This window comes from Oscillatoria nigro-viridis PCC 7112 (assembly GCF_000317475.1).
GTDB lineage: Bacteria > Cyanobacteriota > Cyanobacteriia > Cyanobacteriales > Microcoleaceae > Microcoleus > Microcoleus nigroviridis.
Genome location: NC_019729.1, coordinates 972,312 through 991,016 on the forward strand (window position 1 = coordinate 972,312; position 18,705 = coordinate 991,016).

General features: G+C 46.4%; 12 protein-coding genes. 8 read left to right on the forward strand and 4 right to left on the reverse strand.

Annotation, left to right across the window (positions count from 1 at the left end; translation table 11 throughout):
* Nucleotides 1-147: 147 nt before the first annotated feature.
* Both OSC7112_RS04345 and OSC7112_RS04350 read right to left on the reverse strand, forming a co-directional pair.
* Nucleotides 148-723, reverse strand: a complete 576-nt coding sequence (locus tag OSC7112_RS04345) for an IS630 family transposase (protein WP_150111491.1) — start codon at nt 721-723, stop codon at nt 148-150.
* A gap of 5 nt (nt 724-728) precedes the next feature.
* Entirely contained in the window at nt 729-1,220 is a 492-nt protein-coding gene (locus OSC7112_RS04350; protein WP_041622362.1) for a helix-turn-helix domain-containing protein, read from the reverse strand.
* 248 nt (nt 1,221-1,468) lie between these two features.
* Here OSC7112_RS04350 and OSC7112_RS04355 point away from each other — a divergent pair, with 248 nt between their 5' ends.
* The 4 genes from OSC7112_RS04355 to OSC7112_RS04370 all read left to right on the forward strand — a co-directional run bounded on the left by OSC7112_RS04355 (nt 1,469) and on the right by OSC7112_RS04370 (nt 8,029).
* The gene (locus tag OSC7112_RS04355) at nt 1,469-2,386 is read left to right on the forward strand and encodes a hypothetical protein (protein ID WP_015174760.1); all 918 of its coding nucleotides are present in this window, start codon (nt 1,469-1,471) and stop codon (nt 2,384-2,386) included.
* An 84-nt stretch (nt 2,387-2,470) separates the two neighbouring features.
* Nucleotides 2,471-5,446 carry an L-glutamate gamma-semialdehyde dehydrogenase gene (gene pruA / locus OSC7112_RS04360; RefSeq protein ID WP_015174761.1) on the forward strand — a complete coding sequence of 992 codons (2,976 nt, stop codon included), beginning with the start codon at nt 2,471-2,473 and terminating at the stop codon, nt 5,444-5,446.
* Between the two features lie 253 nt (nt 5,447-5,699).
* Nucleotides 5,700-7,373, forward strand: a complete 1,674-nt coding sequence (locus OSC7112_RS04365) for a glycosyltransferase family 39 protein (protein WP_150111492.1) — start codon at nt 5,700-5,702, stop codon at nt 7,371-7,373.
* A gap of 176 nt (nt 7,374-7,549) precedes the next feature.
* Nucleotides 7,550-8,029, forward strand: coding sequence for a hypothetical protein (locus OSC7112_RS04370; RefSeq protein ID WP_015174763.1), 480 nt, complete (start codon nt 7,550-7,552; stop codon nt 8,027-8,029).
* A 278-nt stretch (nt 8,030-8,307) separates the two neighbouring features.
* Here the strand turns inward: OSC7112_RS04370 and OSC7112_RS42120 are convergent, their stop codons facing one another.
* Nucleotides 8,308-10,353 carry a S8 family serine peptidase gene (locus OSC7112_RS42120; RefSeq protein WP_015174764.1) on the reverse strand — a complete coding sequence of 682 codons (2,046 nt, stop codon included), beginning with the start codon at nt 10,351-10,353 and terminating at the stop codon, nt 8,308-8,310.
* A 385-nt stretch (nt 10,354-10,738) separates the two neighbouring features.
* Between OSC7112_RS42120 and OSC7112_RS04380 the strand changes: the two genes are divergently transcribed.
* The gene (locus tag OSC7112_RS04380) at nt 10,739-11,788 is read left to right on the forward strand and encodes a lysylphosphatidylglycerol synthase domain-containing protein (RefSeq protein WP_015174765.1); all 1,050 of its coding nucleotides are present in this window, start codon (nt 10,739-10,741) and stop codon (nt 11,786-11,788) included.
* Between the two features lie 334 nt (nt 11,789-12,122).
* Nucleotides 12,123-16,760: a DUF4347 domain-containing protein gene (locus tag OSC7112_RS36855; RefSeq protein ID WP_015174767.1), complete on the forward strand. Its 4,638-nt coding sequence runs from the start codon at nt 12,123-12,125 to the stop codon at nt 16,758-16,760.
* Between the two features lie 135 nt (nt 16,761-16,895).
* Here OSC7112_RS36855 and OSC7112_RS04390 read toward each other — a convergent pair whose 3' ends face one another.
* Entirely contained in the window at nt 16,896-17,564 is a 669-nt protein-coding gene (locus OSC7112_RS04390) for an amino acid ABC transporter ATP-binding protein (RefSeq protein ID WP_015174768.1), read from the reverse strand.
* Nucleotides 17,565-17,572: 8 nt separating this feature from the next.
* Here OSC7112_RS04390 and OSC7112_RS39325 point away from each other — a divergent pair, with 8 nt between their 5' ends.
* Entirely contained in the window at nt 17,573-17,749 is a 177-nt protein-coding gene (locus tag OSC7112_RS39325; RefSeq protein ID WP_190274456.1) for a hypothetical protein, read from the forward strand.
* 108 nt (nt 17,750-17,857) lie between these two features.
* A complete protein-coding gene (locus OSC7112_RS04395) occupies nt 17,858-18,514 on the forward strand; it encodes a DUF1190 domain-containing protein (RefSeq protein WP_015174769.1) in 657 nt (218 codons plus the stop codon).
* The last annotated feature ends 191 nt before the right edge of the window (nt 18,515-18,705 follow it).

Genomic DNA, 18,705 nt, shown 5'->3' on the forward strand with positions numbered 1-18,705 from the left:
AATCGGGAATGGGGAATCGGGAATCGGGAATCGTGAATTAGGAATTTGTAGGGGCGGGTTCACCAACAATACTCGCCTGTAACGAACAATCTCGTAAACCCGCCCCCACCCAACTGTAAATCGCTAACTAATACCACTTCTCCAAAATCATGCAACAGTAGCTAGGGCCGATAGAATATAATCCCATCCCGCGATAGATGCGATTGTTTCAGTTGAAAATTCTTCAAGAAAACTGCGAACTTTTTCTTTGATTTCATCTAAGTTGTCATACAACCCCCAACTCAGTTCTTGTTTTATGTATTGCCATACTCTCTCGATTGGATTCAATTCGGGACTGTATGGTGGTTGAAAAACCAGTAAAATATTATCTGGTATTTTGAGCTGACTACTATGATGAAACTTACCATTATCCAGTTGCACAACATTTAAATGCTCCGGATATTCTGCTGCTAGGTTATCTAGGAATATTTGAAAACATTGACCGTCAAGATGTGAAAACTCCAACCAGAAATTTTCTCCGGTTTGAGGGGCAACCGCCCCGTATAAGTAGTAAGCTTTAAAATTCCATTGAACTAAACCTATTGGTTTAACTCCACGGGCTGTAATTTTTTTCCTTTCAATCGTTTTTAAGCCAATTCTCGTTTCATCTTGGCACCAATATTTGAGACCCTTTTTTGCTGGATTTGGATCGACATAATCTAACCAGCACGCTACTTTCAGCAATTTTTCTAGTTTTTTTTAAACTCGATTGCTGCCGCCGGGTCTTTTTTGTTACTCAAACGCCTTGGTACTTTTAGCTTGGCTTTCATCCGGTAGCGTACTTGCTTATGTAAAGTTTGATATTTGACGGATACTTGATAGTTTTCTTCTACCCATCTGGCAATTTCTTTATAGCTCTTAAATTCGCAGGATTCGGCCTGGATTTTTCTCGAGATTCCTGCTATTATTTCTGAGGATATTGTTCGGGGTCTACCCGTCGATTTCCTCAGCTTTAATAATGATGACCAACCCCCCTCACTATATTGTTTGAACCATCTTTGTACGGTGATTCTATGTACTCCTAAAACTTCAGCTACATTTGTAATGCTCTGGCTTAAACCAGATTTTAACAAATAAAGTGCCTGAACTTTTTGTCTATTAGTTACAGTTCGTTGCTGTGACATAATTATTTTTAATTCGCTGACAGTGTCCTCAATTCTTTCAGGGTAATTTACTTTCATACAATCATCCTTGCGCTTGAGTCTTATTGTAGCATATTTTTGGAGAAGTGGTATAATATCATGGCAGGTTTGTATGCAGATGAACAATCTTCCTTCTAACTTTTGCCTAACGCTCGATAATTAATCCGTGTATCCGTGTCAAAATCCGTGTCGTGCCTTCTTCCTTATGCTAGATAATTTAAGTGCAGGCGATCGCACCAGTAACGTAAAATGTCTAACAGCGGTCTTTGTAAAATAAATTTAGCCCCATGAGCGACGAACAGGAAAAAAAACAAATTTTGACTCAGCCACCGGAAACAATTTCCCCTACTAGCGATGAGTTCGATCGCAGTGAAATTGCCAGCAGCGATTCAACTTCCGCACCCCCAGAAACTCCAGCAGAAATTGCCGCGCCCGAAGATATTTCAGCGCCAATCGACGCAGCCGAAACAATTCCAATTGCCGCCGATAGCGCGCCGGAAACAACTCAAATTACAAGTTATCCGCCTCCAACAATTCCAATTGCCAACCCCGATGCCAAACCAGCTCGCTCGTGGCAAATCTTAGCAGTTTTTCTCAGCGGAATGTTAGTGGGTTCCGTCCTCAGTCTAGGCAGTTTGCTGGCGTGGAGAATGTATCAGGAAAGAGCGAACCTTCAAATCAAACTACCCGCCGACGTACCCCTCCCCGAAAGCCCTTCCCCTGTCGCAACAGCGCCCGTCAACCGCCGGCCCGGACTTCCCCCAGCACCTGGAACTCGACTGCCCGCCACAATCCCTCCGTCGCCCCGTCCCACTCAAATACCCTCTCTCTCTGGTGTTCCGCAACTTGCTTCGCCATTGCCGTCGCCGTCGCCTTCTCCTTCTCCAACTCCCGCTGCGGTTGAAACCCCTGTAACCGAGCGAGTTTACTTTCAAGCCGGTGCTACGGGAACTACTCTGAGCAATAGTTTGCGAGCCAACATATCCAGGCGCTACTTACTGGAGTGCAATAGCGGCCAAACCATGACAATAAATGTTCAAGAAGGTCAAGTTAGCGCCGCAATTATTGCTCCTAACGGTGAAAATTTAGGTACTGCTGATAGCACAGGTCAGTGGCAAGGTCAATTAGCCAGTAGCGGCGATTATACTATTGAAATTTCAGGCGATCGCCAAGCAAACTACCAAGTTAAAATTGAAGTCAAATAGCAAGTATAATTGTATCAGGGGGTAGTTACAAAATATATAATCCCCCCCTGTTGCTAATTACAAATTACCAATTACTTATTACCAATGATCGCACAAGTATCTGAAAACATCTACGAAGCAAAAACCCAGGAAATTGCCAAAGAAATCCTGCGGCTAACTCAAGAGAAAAAGCGCTCTTTTTTCGGGCAACTCCAAGACCAAATGCGCTGGGACGACAAACTGATGGATTGGGCAATGGCCAGCCCCGGACTGCGGGTGCAGTTGTTTCGATTTATTGACTGTTTGCCGGCCCTCCGCAGCAGGCCGGAAATTGCCCGCCACTTGCAAGAATACCTGACCGCCGAAGAGGTAGAATTGCCCGAAGCATTGAAAAAATTGCTCAACTTTGCTAGCCCTGATTCAGTTCCGGGTCAATTGGCGGCGACGACGGTTGCGCCTGCTGTGGAAACATTGGCGCATAAGTATATTTCTGGGGAAAATATCAAGCAAGTAATTAAAACCTTAGAGCGACTTCGCAAAGATAAAATGGGTTTTACAGTTGACCTTTTGGGGGAAGCTGTCATCACTGAAACTGAGGCGCAAATTTATCTTAACCGCTATTTGGAATTGATGGCGGAACTCGCCAATGCAGCGAAGAATTGGTCGCAGGTAGATGCAATTGACACAGCAGACGGCGAAACTCTGCCGCGAGTCCAAGTATCGGTAAAGTTAACGGCTTTTTATTCTCAGTTTGACCCTTTGGATGCTAAAGGTAGCGAGGAGAAAGTAAGCGAGAGAATTCGCCTGTTACTGCGCCGCGCGAAGGAATTGGGAGCGGCAGTTCATTTCGATATGGAACAGTATGCTTACAAAAGTTTAACTCTGACCATTCTCAAAGACTTATTGTTAGAAGAAGAGTTTCGCAGTCGCACGGATATTGGAATTACATTGCAAGCATATTTGCGCGACAGCGCCCAAGATTTGCGAAACCTGATTTCCTGGGCGAAAAAACGCGGAAATCCGGTAACAGTGCGTCTGGTAAAAGGCGCTTACTGGGATCAGGAAACTATTAAAGCGATGCAGAAAGATTGGCCGCAGCCGGTCTACAATGACAAAGTTGCTACCGATGCAAATTTCGAGCAGATGACGCAGTTGCTGCTAGAAAATCACGAATATTTGTATGCAGCTATTGGCAGTCATAATGTGCGATCGCAAGCGAGGGCGATCGCCATTGCCGAGACTCTCAACATCCCGCGCCGCCGCTTTGAAATGCAAGTGCTGTACGGCATGGGCGACAAATTGGCGAAGCTTTTGGTCGATCGGGGTTATCGGGTTCGAGTCTACTGCCCCTACGGCGATTTGCTGCCGGGAATGGCTTATTTGATCCGCCGTTTGCTGGAAAATACCGCCAACAGTTCTTTCATCCGGCAAAGTTCCGAAGAAATGCCGATCGAACAATTGTTAGCCGCACCAGTTGCTAGCGGCAATGACCAGCTAGTTTACAGCAAAGTATTTCCCAACGTTGCCGATACCGACTACGCCAATACCAAATTGCGGCAACAAGCAGAAACAGCCATCAAATCAGTGCGCGCCAACTTAGGTAAAACCTATTTACCCCTAATCGATGGCGAGTACCAAAATACTGAAGCAACAGTTAACTCACTCAACCCTTCCAATCCCACAGAAGTAGTTGGCACCATCGGATTGCTTTCCGAAGAACAGGCCAAACAAGCCCTTGAAGCAGCAAAATCAGCCTTCACCAGTTGGCGAAAAACCCCCGTCCGACAGCGCGCCGGCGTCCTCCGCAAAGCCGCAGAATTGATGGAACAGCGGCGGCACGAACTGTCAGCTTGGATGGTGTTTGAAGTCGGCAAACCTGTCAGAGAATGCGATGCGGAAGTCTCCGAAGCTATTGATTTTTGCCGCTACTACGCCGACGAAATGGAACGGTTGGAACAAGGAAAAAATTACGACGTAGCCGGAGAAACCAACCGCTACACCTATCAGCCTCGCGGCATTTCTTTAATCATTTCGCCTTGGAATTTTCCCCTCGCAATTCCTGTCGGCATGACAGTTGCATCGCTGGTAGCAGGGAATTGTACTTTGCTCAAACCTGCGGAAGTTTCCTCAGTAATTGCAGCAAAAATCACAGAAATTTTGCTAGAAGCTGGAATCCCCAAAGGCGTATTTCAATACGTGCCTTGCAAAGGTTCAACCGTCGGTGCTTACATGGTGAAACATCCTGACGTTCACATGATTACTTTCACGGGTTCTCAGGAAGTGGGCTGTCAGATTTATGCCGATGCTGCGATTTTGCAGCCCGGACAAAAACACCTGAAACGAGTAATTGCTGAAATGGGCGGCAAGAATGCAATTATTGTCGATGAAAGTGCGGATTTAGACCAAGCAGTTGCAGGCGTAGTTTATTCGGCATTTGGATACAGCGGCCAAAAATGTTCCGCTTGTTCGCGAGTAATTGTGGTCGAATCGGTGTACGATAATTTTGTGGCAAGATTGGTAGAAGCGACGCGATCGCTCAATGTCGGCCCAGCAGAAAATCCCGGCACTCAAGTCGGCCCCGTGATCGATGCAAATGCCCAGTCGCGCATCCGCGAATACATCGAAACAGGTCGCGCCGAAGCTAAGATAGCTTTAGAAATGCCGGCACCGGAAACCGGTTATTTTGTCGGCCCAGTTATTGTTACGGAAGTATCGCCGACAGCAACTATCGCCCAAGAAGAAATTTTCGGCCCGGTTTTGTCGGTGATGCGGGCAAAAAATTTCAGCGAAGCGATTGCGATTGCTAACGGTACGAATTTTGCTTTAACCGGCGGATTGTATTCTCGCACGCCTTCACATATCGATCGAGCCTCATCCGATTTTGAAGTCGGAAACCTGTACATCAATCGCGGAATTACCGGCGCTGTGGTATCGCGCCAACCCTTCGGAGGATTCAAACTTTCGGGAGTTGGTTCTAAAGCGGGTGGCCCGGATTATTTGCTGCAATTTCTCGAACCCCGCACCATAACTGAAAATATTCAGCGGCAAGGTTTTGCGCCGATTGAAGGAGTAGATGATTAATCATTCCTTTGTTCGTAGTGAGGACTGAAGTCTTCTCTCTGGCTGTTAAGGAATGAGAATTAAATAACTTCCACTCTTGAAAGTGGGATGGGCGTCCCGCCCGTCCAAAAAGAACGGGCGGGACGCCCATCCCACAATAACAATTAAAATTGTAAGTTATTTAATTCGCGCTCCTAAGTTAGTAGGGTGCGTAAGGGCGCACCTTACGGGTGGGGTAACAAAAAAAATTTGTGCCAGATTAGCTAGTTATAAAATGGAATCTACGAAAGATCGCGATCGACTAAATTCTCACAACCCTTCACTTGACAAGTGGCTGCGATTTTTAATTATCGCCGTATTAGTCATAGGTATTTTATTTCGCTTCGCCAATCTCGATCGCAAATTTTACTGGATCGACGAAACATATACTTCTTTGAGAGTTTCTGGCTACACCGAAGCCGAAATAATCAAACAAATTTCCTACCAGAAAATAACCTCGCCTGCGGATTTACAAAAATATCAGCAGATAAATTCCGAAAAAACTGTAAGGGATACCCTGAATTCTTTAGCAACAGAAGACCCCCAACACCCCCCGCTGTATTACGTACTAGCGCGATATTGGGCGCAGTGGTTCGGCAGTTCCGTGGCAGCAATGAGAAGTTTGGCTGCCGTGATTAGCCTGCTAGTATTTCCCGCAATTTATTGGCTGGCTTGGGAGTTATTTGAATCTTCAGCCGTAGCGTGGATGGCGATCGCAATTTTTGCCATTTCTCCCTACCACATCCTATTTGCCCAAGAAGCGAGACAGTACAGCTTGTGGACTGTTACTACTATTTTATCAACTGCCGCCCTGCTGCGAGCAATGCGCGCTACCGACGCAAATCAAAACCCAATTTGGCTTGTTTATCACTGGACAATTTACGCAGTCATGACAACAATGGGATTTTACACCCACTTGTTATTTGTCTGCGTCGCTGCTGCCCATGCAATCTACGTCGCAGTTATTGCCAACTGGCGCGATGTGAAAACATTCATTTCCTATTATGTCGCATCTTTAATCGCATCGATCGGCTTCATGCCTTCCCTCATAAATACTGTAGAAAACTTCAATCAAGTTAGAAGCACAACAGCATGGGCAGAACAAACAAATTACTTAAGATTAGTCAGCAGGTGGGTTGGTTCCGTCACCATAGCATTTTTTGATATTGGCATTGATGGAACCGCCAACGCCGCACAATTAGCCTTGCTAATTCCAGTTGGGATCGTGATTCTAACTTTAGTTGGCTATGCCCTTTATTATCTGTGCCGACAAACACCAAAGCGAGTCTGGTTGATAGTATTGTTATTAATTGCAACAACTGCTTTGTTTTTAGCAGTACCCGATCTAATCAAGGGTGGAAGGCGATCGGCTAATCCGCGATATTTAGTTCCTTTTTATGTGGGAATTCAGCTAGCAGTGGCTTACCTGCTGTCTGCAAAAATTAGTAACAATTTGGAGAACTTCAAACAGCAAAAACTGTGGAAAATAGTTATATTTGCCGTTTTTTCCGCAGGTATTATATCCGGTGGAGTTAGTTCTCAAGCAGATATTTGGTGGAATAAAGGCAGCGGTTGGTTGCGCGCCTTGGAAGTAGCTGGGACTGTCAATCAAGCCAGCAATCCCCTAATTATCAGCGATGCCAATATCGCATATATCATGCCTTTAAGTTATTACCTAGAACCAAAAGTCAAACTGCTAATAGAACCGCGCTGTTACACTTCTTGCTACAAAAATCGAGAATTGGCAAAGAAAAAACCCCAACCCCCGCAAATTCCCGGCGGTTTCAGTGAGTTGTTTGTATACAGACCGTCCTCAACTTTGCGATCTGCAATTCAGCAACAAAACTATCAAATAGAGCCGGCTGACACTAATGTCGAGCTTAATTTGTGGAAAATTACCAAGAAATAATCTAAAATATTAATGCAAAAAACACGGGTTTGCTGCCAAAAATCAATCTCTTAGTCACTGCGACATACGGCCCATAAACGACCTTTGTGGAAATATGTCGCAAGTATAGTTCGATAGGTTGGCTTTTTGTGGTAAGCTCAAAGTTAAGAATAAAAAAATAACATCAAAACTCTCAAATGACAGTCCCTGAAACCTCCAACATTCGTAAACTGCTGTGCGATCCAGACTTAGGGCTGATTCCTCACCTAGAAAAGTGCCTGAAAGATTTGCATTCATCTGCGATCGCCAACGGAGATATATTCAAGGTAGAACCTTACGATATAGAATTCAAAAGCTGCCACACCCAGAAGCATCCCAACGACCAAAAACCCCTCGTTACCCAGTCAGTGTTAATAAAATTTCCCCTGACTGGGAAAGTTCAAGACAAGATGCACCTATATCTGATCGCAACTGAGTTGCAGAACCAAATCGACTCCAAAATTATCGACTGGAGTGCCTTAGAACGTCGCCAATACGATATTCAGGGCATCCCCTTAAAGCAGCCGATCACCAAAATAGACGGTCAGATGAATTACGAGTTAGTATTCGATCGACCAACCTACTGCTGCATCACTCTGTGCCGCCAATTTGACTTAACTTACGCCGCCAATTTTTAATTTGGCTTGTAGGGGCGGGTTTCACCAACAATATTTAGGTTAATTAACAATCTATAAAACCTGCCCCTATTCCACGGTAAACCCCTTGTACATTTTTCGCATTCAATACAAATCAATGTTGATGTAGATTGTTAGTTGTGTGGGGGCGGGTTTATGTAGATTGTTAGTAGCAATTCGATATTGTTGGTGAAACCCGCCCCTAGGAAATCTGGTAACAGTATGTCAAGCCCATTACCAATTACCAATTACCAATTACCAATTATCAATTATCAATTAATTCAAACCGCTCGATTCGCAGTTTCCGCAAGAATCCTCTTAATATCAGCAGGAGTCAGACTCGGATTAGCTTGCAACATCAAAGCTATCACCCCAGCTACCTGCGGCACTGCCATTGAAGTACCGGCAAAATATCGATAGGGAATCCCCGGTTGAGAAAGCGGCACAGTTGAATAAATATCACCAGAATCCGCCCTACCACCGTCGCCGCCCGGAGCAACAAAATAATTAATTCCCTCCGCACCTGCCTGGTTAGAATAATCCGCAAACAAGCCATTTCGGCTAACAGCACCGACAGCAATTCCTACTTCATTGGCAAACCGAGCCGGATAATCTGGTTGTAGGCGAGCATCATTTCCCGCCGCCGAAATCACGATCGCGCCTTGAGCTTCAGCCGCTCGAATCGCATCCAATTCTTGAGCATTCAACTGTTGACCGCCCAAACTCACATTTATTATCTTCGCTCCATTTGCTACCGCATAATTAATCGCATTAATCTCATCCCTAATTTTCCCTACTCCCGCGCTATCGAGTATTTTCAAAGGCATAATCTTCGCAGTCGGAGCCGTTCCAGTAATCCCAACCCCATCTTTTTTCGCAGCAACTAAACCCGCGATATGAGTGCCGTGACTGTTATCATCCATCGGGTCATTATCGTTGTTCACAAAATCCCATCCCCGGAAATCGTCAACAAAGCCATTGCCATCATCATCAACACCGTTGCTAGCTTTATTGCGACCGATCGCATCAACACCGGTTTCCCCCGCATTGCTCCAAATATTCCCCGTCAAATCCGGGTGATTGTAGTCAACTCCGCTGTCGATAACTGCCACCACAATTCCGTCTCCAGTCAACCCCTGGGCCCAAACCTCTGGAGCTTTAATTAAATCTCTGCCCCACTCGTCGCCGCCCAAATCGGGAACATCAGGAAAAGTTGCAGTACCTTGAGCTTTAGCAACTGCCGCCGCTGCATTCACCAAACCGAACCCAAAACGAGAGTCAAAACCCTGCAAGTTGCTCGGATTGTTAGGAGAAACAGTTGCAGGGGTTGCAGACAGATTGAGGGAGAAATTTGTACTGCCTTGGTATTGATAAACTCGGACAAAGTAAGTTCCTGCGGCTAAACCGTTGATGTCGATCGCTTCCGGCGATAAATCCGGTTGTTGAGAAGAAGCAATAATATCGGTAAAGTCAATAGAATTGTCGCCGTTAAGATCTTTAATTAAAGCCACGTCAACATCGGCCGTCAAACCGCTGACAGTTAAGTTAAAGTCGCTAGTTGCAGGCAAAGTAAAGCGGTAAAGGCCGTCTGGCCGGGCGTTGCTAACCGAGTCTGCGATCGTTTGAGTGGCGCCCAAAACGCCTAAATCGCGAGCTCGATCCAGTTGGTTGCCCAATACGGTAGTTGCAGAGATGAATGTATTGGCGAGGTCTTGTGGAGATGCGTTGGCTACCAAGCCTAAAATAGCATTGGATTGGCGAATTTTAATTAATGTATTGGAAATACCGGGGGCGATCGATATTTCTTCGAGAATCAAGTCAGCTTCGGTAAGATTGTCAGTCAGTCCGATCGAATCCACAAAACTGTTAAAGTCAGTAATCACGTCTGCAGCAGCCGGATCGGAGACTGCGGAGTCGCTGCGGAGGACAAAGATATCTGGACCCAAACCCCCTGTCAGCGTATCTTTACCCCCATCGCCCACTAAAACGTCGCTGCCGTCGCCGCCGTTGAGGGCGTCCCCTCCCTTACCTCCCTGCAAGGTATCGCTGCCGGCATCGCCAAACAGGAAGTCTGCGCCGGCACCGCCGTTAAGTACATCGTTGCCCGCACCACCTAACAGCGTATCGGAATTGCCACCGCCGAGGATGCGATCGTTACCATTATCGCCGCTAATTCTTTCGGCATCGGACGAACCGACAATAAAATCGTTGCCGCCGAGGGCAAAAAATCCGTTAGGATAAGGAGTCAAAAAGCCCGGAGTCAAGGCGAAACTATTGGGGCTATCATCTAAAAGATAGGAAAGACCGTCAGGGCTCGGGCCGGGCATAGAAATGTACTCCTAGCGAGGTATATCGATCTAAATTTTAGATTTTAAATTTAAGTTTGTGGTTAAAAACGCCCTAAATCGTCGGTAAGGCGGGCATTACGGACAGTCTGTAGAGGCCTGCACAGGTTAGGTTAAACTAAGATGTTCCACCATTCTCAATTTCTTGTTTAGGAACAGGCTTTTCGGCCTGTTCCACAAAAATGTTGAGTTATTGTGGAACGGGCCGGAAAGCCCGTTCTTGAGAATGGTGCAACATCTCAGGTTAAACAGATTTATTCCGTCATATCATGCCGTGTAAATCTACCACAATTCCGCCTTAGTCCCTCTAAAATATAAAATCTAAAACAGTATAACTTAATCCCAAATTCAAAATCGGGATCGGAAAATGGGAAAACAACACTTGCATCGAATTCAGAGTTTTTTGAAGATCGCGAAGTCGCATTTAAAGCCTTATTTGCGCTATTTGATTTTGGGCGGGACGTTTTTATTTATTGCCAAAGCTTTGTTAACTCACTGGCGAGAAGTCGCGAATATCCAAATTCGATCCGAAAGTTTTCCGTTGCTGGCGATCGCCCTCGGCGTCACTTTACTTTCTCTAATTTTTGTCGGCTGGGTGTGGATGTTGATTTTGCGAGAATTCCGCCAACCTGTAACTGCCGCCTGGGCGATTCAAGTTTTTCTCAAAACTAATATTGCCAAGTATTTACCGGGGAATATTTGGCATTTTTGGGGTCGAATATTGGACGCCAAAAAGGCAGGTATTTTTCCGAAAGCTGCTACTCTCAGCGTGTTGCTGGAACCGCTGCTGATGGCTTCTGCTGGCGTTTTGATTGGGTTGATTTGTTTTGACAAATTCAATTGGTTTTTGCGGATTGTCGGTTGTGCTGCTATTTTAACGGCGATTCATCCCCGCATTTTAAATCCGATCGTTCTATTTGTAGAGCGGTTGAAGTTATCCAAGAACAATGGGGCAAATTCAAAGGCTGGGGAGGCGGCAGGCGAGGAACTTAATTTTCGTGTAGAGTCTAGTTCCAATATACCTAAAAAAACATCGAATGTCAAGTCCCGCCGCCAAATTAATTTGCCAATTAAACGCTATCCTTTAGTACCGTTAATCGGACAAATGTGTTTTATCGGATTGCGGGGATGCGGTTTTTTGCTAACGGTAACTGCTTTAACTCCGGTGAACTTTAGCAATATTCCCAACTTGTTCGGTGCTTTTTGTTTTGCGTTCGTTGTCGGTTTAGTCGTACCGGGAGCACCGGGGGGAATGGGAGTATTTGAAGCAACGGCGATCGCCCTGCTGTCCGATCGCTTTTCTACGGGTATAATTCTGAGTGCGGTGGCTTTGTATCGGATAATTAGCATTCTGGCGGATGTTTCCGGTGCTGTTTTGGCAAAGCTCGATCGCCAGCGCGATCGGCGCAGCAAATGAGTGGGAAAATATATAATCCCAGCGGACTTGCCCCGATTAGCACGAGTCGAAAATATGTATTTTTATTAAGATTTTTTGCTTACTTACGTATGCTGGGTATAGTTGAGCTTAGAGAAAATTTTGTCAAATAATCTGTTTGGGTTCATCCAGAACAAAGCCACAAACAATATAGTCTGAATCAATAAATTTAAGACCTGCAAACAAACCGAGTTGCTCTCATAAAATCCACATTTTTAGGTATTTATACCCTAAAAAAAACGTTTTTTTTTAGTTCCGGTGTGCTTGTCCTGGATTTATGAAAAATTGTTAACTTTAGACCATAGGGTACACAGCTATGATGCCAGTTTTATCAGCAGGTGCGAGCAAAGTTCCGAATCAAATCAACGCGGGCAATGGGAGTTTTGGGGAAAAGAGCGATCGCACCCATAACCGCAGTACAATAGTATTTATTGATGCGGCAGTAGCAGACTATCAAACACTCATAAATGGAGTGAAATTGGGAGTAGAAGCAATAGTTATCGACTCGCACAGAGATGGAGTCGAACAAATTAGCGAAGTGTTAGCTAATCGCACCAATATTGACAGCATTCATCTAGTTTCCCACGGCGAACCAGGAAGATTGCAACTCGGTAAAACCAGAGTATCTGTTGATAACCTAGAAGATTATAGCCAGCAATTGCAGCAATGGCGGCGCGCTTTCACAATTGATGCAGACATCCTGATTTACGGCTGCAATGTAGCAGCAGCATCCCGCGCTTGTCAGAAAGTCCGCCAGGGAATGAATTCCCTGTCTCAAAGCGAAAGTCGGTTGAAACCGACTAAAAACAATTTCATTAAACAGTCCTCTAAAGAGGACTTTTGCTATGAGACGGGGGTTTCAACCCCAGGCGGACTCGATGAACCACCCTTAGAAGACTGTTGCTATGAGACGGGGGTTTCAACCCCCGACGGACTTGATGAACCAGCCTTAGATGGTGTCCACTTCCTCCACCGTATTGCATCCCTCACTGGTGCAAATATCGCCGCATCCAAGCATCTCACGGGGAGTGCAAAATTAGGTGGCAACTGGGAACTCGAAATACAAATCGGCCACATCAAATCGCCCCTAGCATTCGAGTCACAGGCGATGCAAAATTATGCGTCTGTTTTGGCTACCTATAGCGTTACCAATACTTTCGATAGCGGTTTGGGATCTCTGCGAGATGCGCTCCAACAAGCCAATTCCAATCCCGGATTAGACACAATTAACTTTAACATTCCCGGCACTGGCCCTTATACCATTACCCTTAATCAAGCCTTACCTGTCATCACCAGCCCAGTTATTATCGATGGCAAATCTCAACCAGGATATGCTGGTAAACCAATTATAGAACTCAATGGCAGTTTAGTAAAACAACCAGGCTCGTCATCTGGGGGCAACTCTAAGTTTCTCACTGGTTTAGAGTTAGGTAAAAGCCTTTATGGTGGCGCAGAAAATTCCAGTGGAAGTACCATTCAAGGATTGGTTATTAACGGATTTGGAAAGGGCGGAGATTTGATAGGTCACGGCATTCTGGTGACAACTAATAACAATACCATCCAAGATAACTACATTGGCACTGATATTAGCGGTACGACTGCTGTAGGCAACACTTTCGCTGGGGTCAGAATCCAAAGTTACACTCAAAACAATCCTCCTAATGTCACCCCCATAACAGGTAATATTATCTCGCGCAACGTCATTTCTGGCAACGGCTTTACAGGCATATTTGTGGCGAGGGACGGAGTCACAAATACCAAAATTACTGGCAATTACATCGGGACTGATGCCACGGGGACAATAAATTTAGGCACCGAGGGCGATGGCATTTTGATCTTAGGCAAAAACGGGAATAATACAATCGGGGGCATAGTACCTGGAGAAGGTAATATCATTGCTAACAATAAAGGGAGTGGCATTGAAATTAATGCAAGTTCCGGCAGTAACACCATACAAGGCAATCGTATCTTTAACAACAAAAGATTAGGTATTGACTTAATCGGCAATACTGGCCTCACTCCCAACGATTTGGGAGATGCGGATACAGGCAGCAACAATCTGCAAAATTACCCGGTTCTGACCTCAGTTAGTGGCAACACAGTCAGCGGCATTCTCAACAGCACTCCTAACGCCAACTTCCGCGTCGAATTCTTTGCAAATACCAGTTATGACCAGGCAGGTGCAGGTCAAGGTGAAACTTTCCTGGGTTTCCAAGACGTTACTACAGATAGTGCTGGCAATGCTAATATCAACTTGGCCTACACTCCAGTAGCAGGCAAACCAGTTCTCGCTGCTACTGCTACTAATAAAACCACAGGCGATACCTCGGAATTTTCCCGTCGCAATCAATCTCCTATTAATTCGATACCGGGAAGAACAACCACCACCACAACTAACCCGAATAACATTACCATCAACAGCGGAAACTTCGTATATAACGTTTTAGCGACACCCTATCCGTCTGCTATTGACGTTTCAGGTGTAACAGGAAAAGTAGACAGCGTTACGATCGCTCTTAACAATGTTAAAACGGTTTATGGTCAATATCCCGATGAATCGCAGGTCATCAATCTCTTGCTAGTTGGGCCAGAGGGACAAAACGTGGTGTTAATGTCTCACGTTCCATCTGCACCACTCAACAACGTCACGCTGAAGTTGGATGATAATGCAGCCTCTTTTCTTTATGATTTTTCTAGTTCTACAGTCCCAACTATCGCTTCAGGCAACTACAAACCGAGTAACTATTCGTTAAACAATGCTCGCGATATTTATCCCTTTGTTATACCGGAACCGACACCGACAGGAGCACCAGAAGGGCCTTACGGTTCGACTCTTTCTGTTTTTAACAAAACTAATCCCAACGGCACTTGGAAATTGTATGCGGTTGATGCCAACCAATATAATAGTAAAGCTTCCAATGCTACTACTCCAGGAAATATTGCCAGTTGGAGTGTAGACATTACTACTGATATCGGCAAAGAAACGACGAATCAAAATACTCCTCGCATCTTCTCTGCTAGCAACGGCAATAGTATCTCTGTATCGGATGCAGATAGTGAGTCTGTCGAAGTTAATCTCAGCGTTACCAGCGGCACTCTTACACTCAAGTCGCTGACGGGAGTTACCGGATCGGGGAATGGCAGCAACAGCCTGATTTATACGGGGAAACAGGCTGATATTAATGCTGCTTTAGACGGTTTAACTTATACGCCGAATCTGAACTTTAGCGGAACGGATACGCTGACTTTGACGACAAACGATCGCGGATCGGCAGAATTAGGCGGTGCTCAAACCGATAGCGATCGTGTGGATATTACCGTCAACCCAGTAACTCCGACACCAACTCCACCGACGCCAACTCCGACTCCGACACCAACTCCACCGACGCCAACTCCGACTCCGACACCAACTCCACCGACGCCGACTCCACCGACGCCAACTCCAACGCCGACTCCTGGGGAAACTCCGACTCCGACGCCAACTCCGACTCCGACTCCGACTCCGACGCCAACTCCGACTCCGACTCCGACTCCGACGCCGACTCCACCGACGCCAACTCCAACGCCGACTCCTGGGGAAACTCCGACGCCGACTCCACCGACGCCAACTCCAACGCCGACTCCTGGGGAAACTCCGACGCCGACTCCACCGACGCCAACTCCGACTCCTGGGGAAACTCCGACCCCAACTCCACCGACGCCAACCCCGACGCCGACTCCTGCGGAAACTCCGACGCCAACTCCACCGACGCCAACCCCGACGCCGACTCCTGGGGAAACTCCGACGCCAACTCCACCAACTCCGACGCCGACTCCTGCGGAAACTCCGACGCCAACACCAACGCCAACGCCTGCGGAAACTTCAACTCCGACGCCGACTCCAGCAGAAAATCCGACGCCAACACCAACGCCAACGCCTGCAGAAACTCCGACACCGACTCCGACGCCAACGCCGACGCCTGCGGAAACTCCGACACCGACTCCGACTCCGACGCCGACGCCAACGCCTGCGGAAACTCCGACCCCAACACCGACCCCAACACCATCAGTACCCGTTGTTACACCAGGAAGTGATACTGATTGCGTTTGCAATACTATTGAGTATCCAAAAGTCGATCGCCCAAACCAAGCTGACAACATTATCAACAGCAATGGTAGCGGTGAAATTCAGTTTGGCACGTCAGAAAATGATGCTTTTTACGGCAGTCAAAATCCGAATATTTTCGATGCGAATTTAGGCGATGACAACCTCTACGGCGGTGAAGGAAACGACATCATTTACGGCAACCGAGGCAATGATTTTATTGACGGGAACAAGGGAGATGATATCCTTTTTGGCAGCAAGGGCAATGACATCATTGTTGGCGCTGAAGGCGAAGATATCATCTTCGGAAATCGTGGCAATGATTCAATAAATGGTAAAGAAGACGACGACTTAATTTTTGGCGGTGAAGGTGCTGATTTTATCGACGGCGGCCAAGGCAGCGATCTGGCATTTGGAGGCAGAGGAAATGATATAATCTTCGGCAGCGAAGGCGAGGATTCTCTCTACGGCGATTATGGTAATGATACCCTCTGCGGAGGTGCTGGCAATGATTGTCTGAGTGGAGGTGCTGGCAATGATTTGCTAGACGGGTGCGAGGGAAATGATACTTTGATTGGTGGCAAAGGTAATGATACTCTGATTGGCGGTTTGGGGGATGATTGTTTAATTGGAGGTGCTGGGAGCGATCGCTTTTTACTCTCCAGCAATTCCGGGATCGATATTATTGCCGATTTTGAAGCTGGAAAAGATTTGCTGATGCTAGCTAATGGCTTGACATTTGAGCAATTAAATGTTACTGAAAATAACGGTGCAACATTGATTCAGTTTCTGCCGACTGGGGAAACTCTAGCGGTTTTAAATAGTGTTTCTGCAGCCACTATTAATGTAGCAAATTTCACTTTAATTTAAACATTTTCTCTCTGATATCACTCTGTCTCAGCGGGTTTCGCCATCGAAATCGCACAAAAAAAATTAGTTCGTAGTGACGACTTTATTCCTCCTAATTAAACTTTGAGAAGGACTGAAGTCCTCACTACAAACTTGTTAAAGCATTTTTTCCAGAAATTGCTTGGCGCGATCGCACTGAGGGTTGCTAAAAAACTCCTGCAGCGGCACATCTTCCGCCACCTTTCCCCCATCCAGAAACAAAATCCGGTGGGCGACTTCCCGCGCAAAACCCATTTCGTGAGTTACAATCGCCATTGTAATTCCCGTTTTCGTCAAAGCTTTCATCACATCTAACACTTCTTTAACCATTTCTGGATCGAGTGCAGAAGTCGGTTCGTCCATCAACAAAATTTCCGGTTCCATAGCCAAACAGCGGGCGATCGCCACCCGCTGTTTTTGTCCCCCCGAAAGCTTAGAAGGATAAACCTGGGCCTGATCTGACAAACCCACTTTTTCCAGCAATTCTAACCCCTTGAGACGCGCCTCATCCGATTCAATTTGCTTCACCTTGACAGGCGCATACATCGCATTTTGCAGCACAGTCATGTGCGGAAGTGGAAATGCTGGAAAACCATCGCCACTTTCTGGCGGATTTTCATAATATCTGCCTTCGCCAAAGTAATATCTGCCTGTTGTCGGTTTAGTCGTACCGGGAGCACCGGGGGGAATGGGAGTATTTGAAGCAACGGCGATCGCCCTGCTGTCCGATCGCTTTTCTACGGGTATAATTCTGAGTGCGGTGGCTTTGTATCGGATAATTAGCATTCTGGCGGATGTTTCCGGTGCTGTTTTGGCAAAGCTCGATCGCCAGCGCGATCGGCACAGTCAAAAAAGGCGAATTTGAAATCAAATATTTGAGGAATATAATTTGCTGCGATCGAGGAATCCCTGAATCTGCCAATGTAGTAACAGCTATAATCAAAGTCGTGAGTGCCAACTCACAGACTTAGGTAAATTACTTGAACTTTGGCTAACCGTGTAAATCCAATCATCTCAGTGGCAGCAAATTCATCACCTTACAGGTTCTTTGAAATAATGACTCAAACCTCCGGTTAGCCATGACTCATAACAACAATCGAACGACAACAATTCGTTACCTTCTAATTACATCAGGTGTACTGGCGATCGGTGGATTAGGCTATCTTGCTTATACCATGTTGCACCAACCCAACGAAGTACGCTACTACGAATCCGAACAGCAATGTATTGTAGATGCGGCGAACCAAAGCAACGGGTTCACCAAAGAGCAGTGTCAGGCCCAGTTTCGGTACGCCATGCAGGAATACGAACGCATTACGCCCGTGTACCGCACGCAGTCAGAATGCCAAGAAGACACAGCAAGCATTTGCTCGCAGGTATCGAATTCCAGCGTTGCTACCCCCGGATGGCGACCAGAGTTCGGCGGCTTCTATTTCACCGATGATGTCGATGATGATGATGCCCCTCCAACAGCGGTCAACGGCGTCAACGGCGGCTCCTACACGGTTTATCCAGTGCAACCCGTTTACCGCTCCCACATCGGAATTGTAACTCCAGATAGAACCCTGATTACTCGTCCCCTACAGGGCATACCGCTAGATTCTCCCTACTTTTCCTCCAGTCGCGACACCCCAAATCGCCCCCCAGGCCACGCAGCTCGGGGAACCATCAAGGGACGAGGGAGCTTTGGCAATGCAGTCCGCTCCACGGCTCCTTTGGGAAGCGGAGGCAAATGACATCGATTCCGGTTGCACTCCTTATCATTGTTGACTGTTGACTGTTGACTGTAGAAGGAGAGGTCAAAAAAATGAAAATTGCGCTCCTGATTTGTTGGCAGCTTGATTCGACTTTACGCCCGATGATGAAGCGCGGATTTGATATCATTTCGGCGCAGCCGGAATTGATAGGATGCAAGCATTTTTGAGCG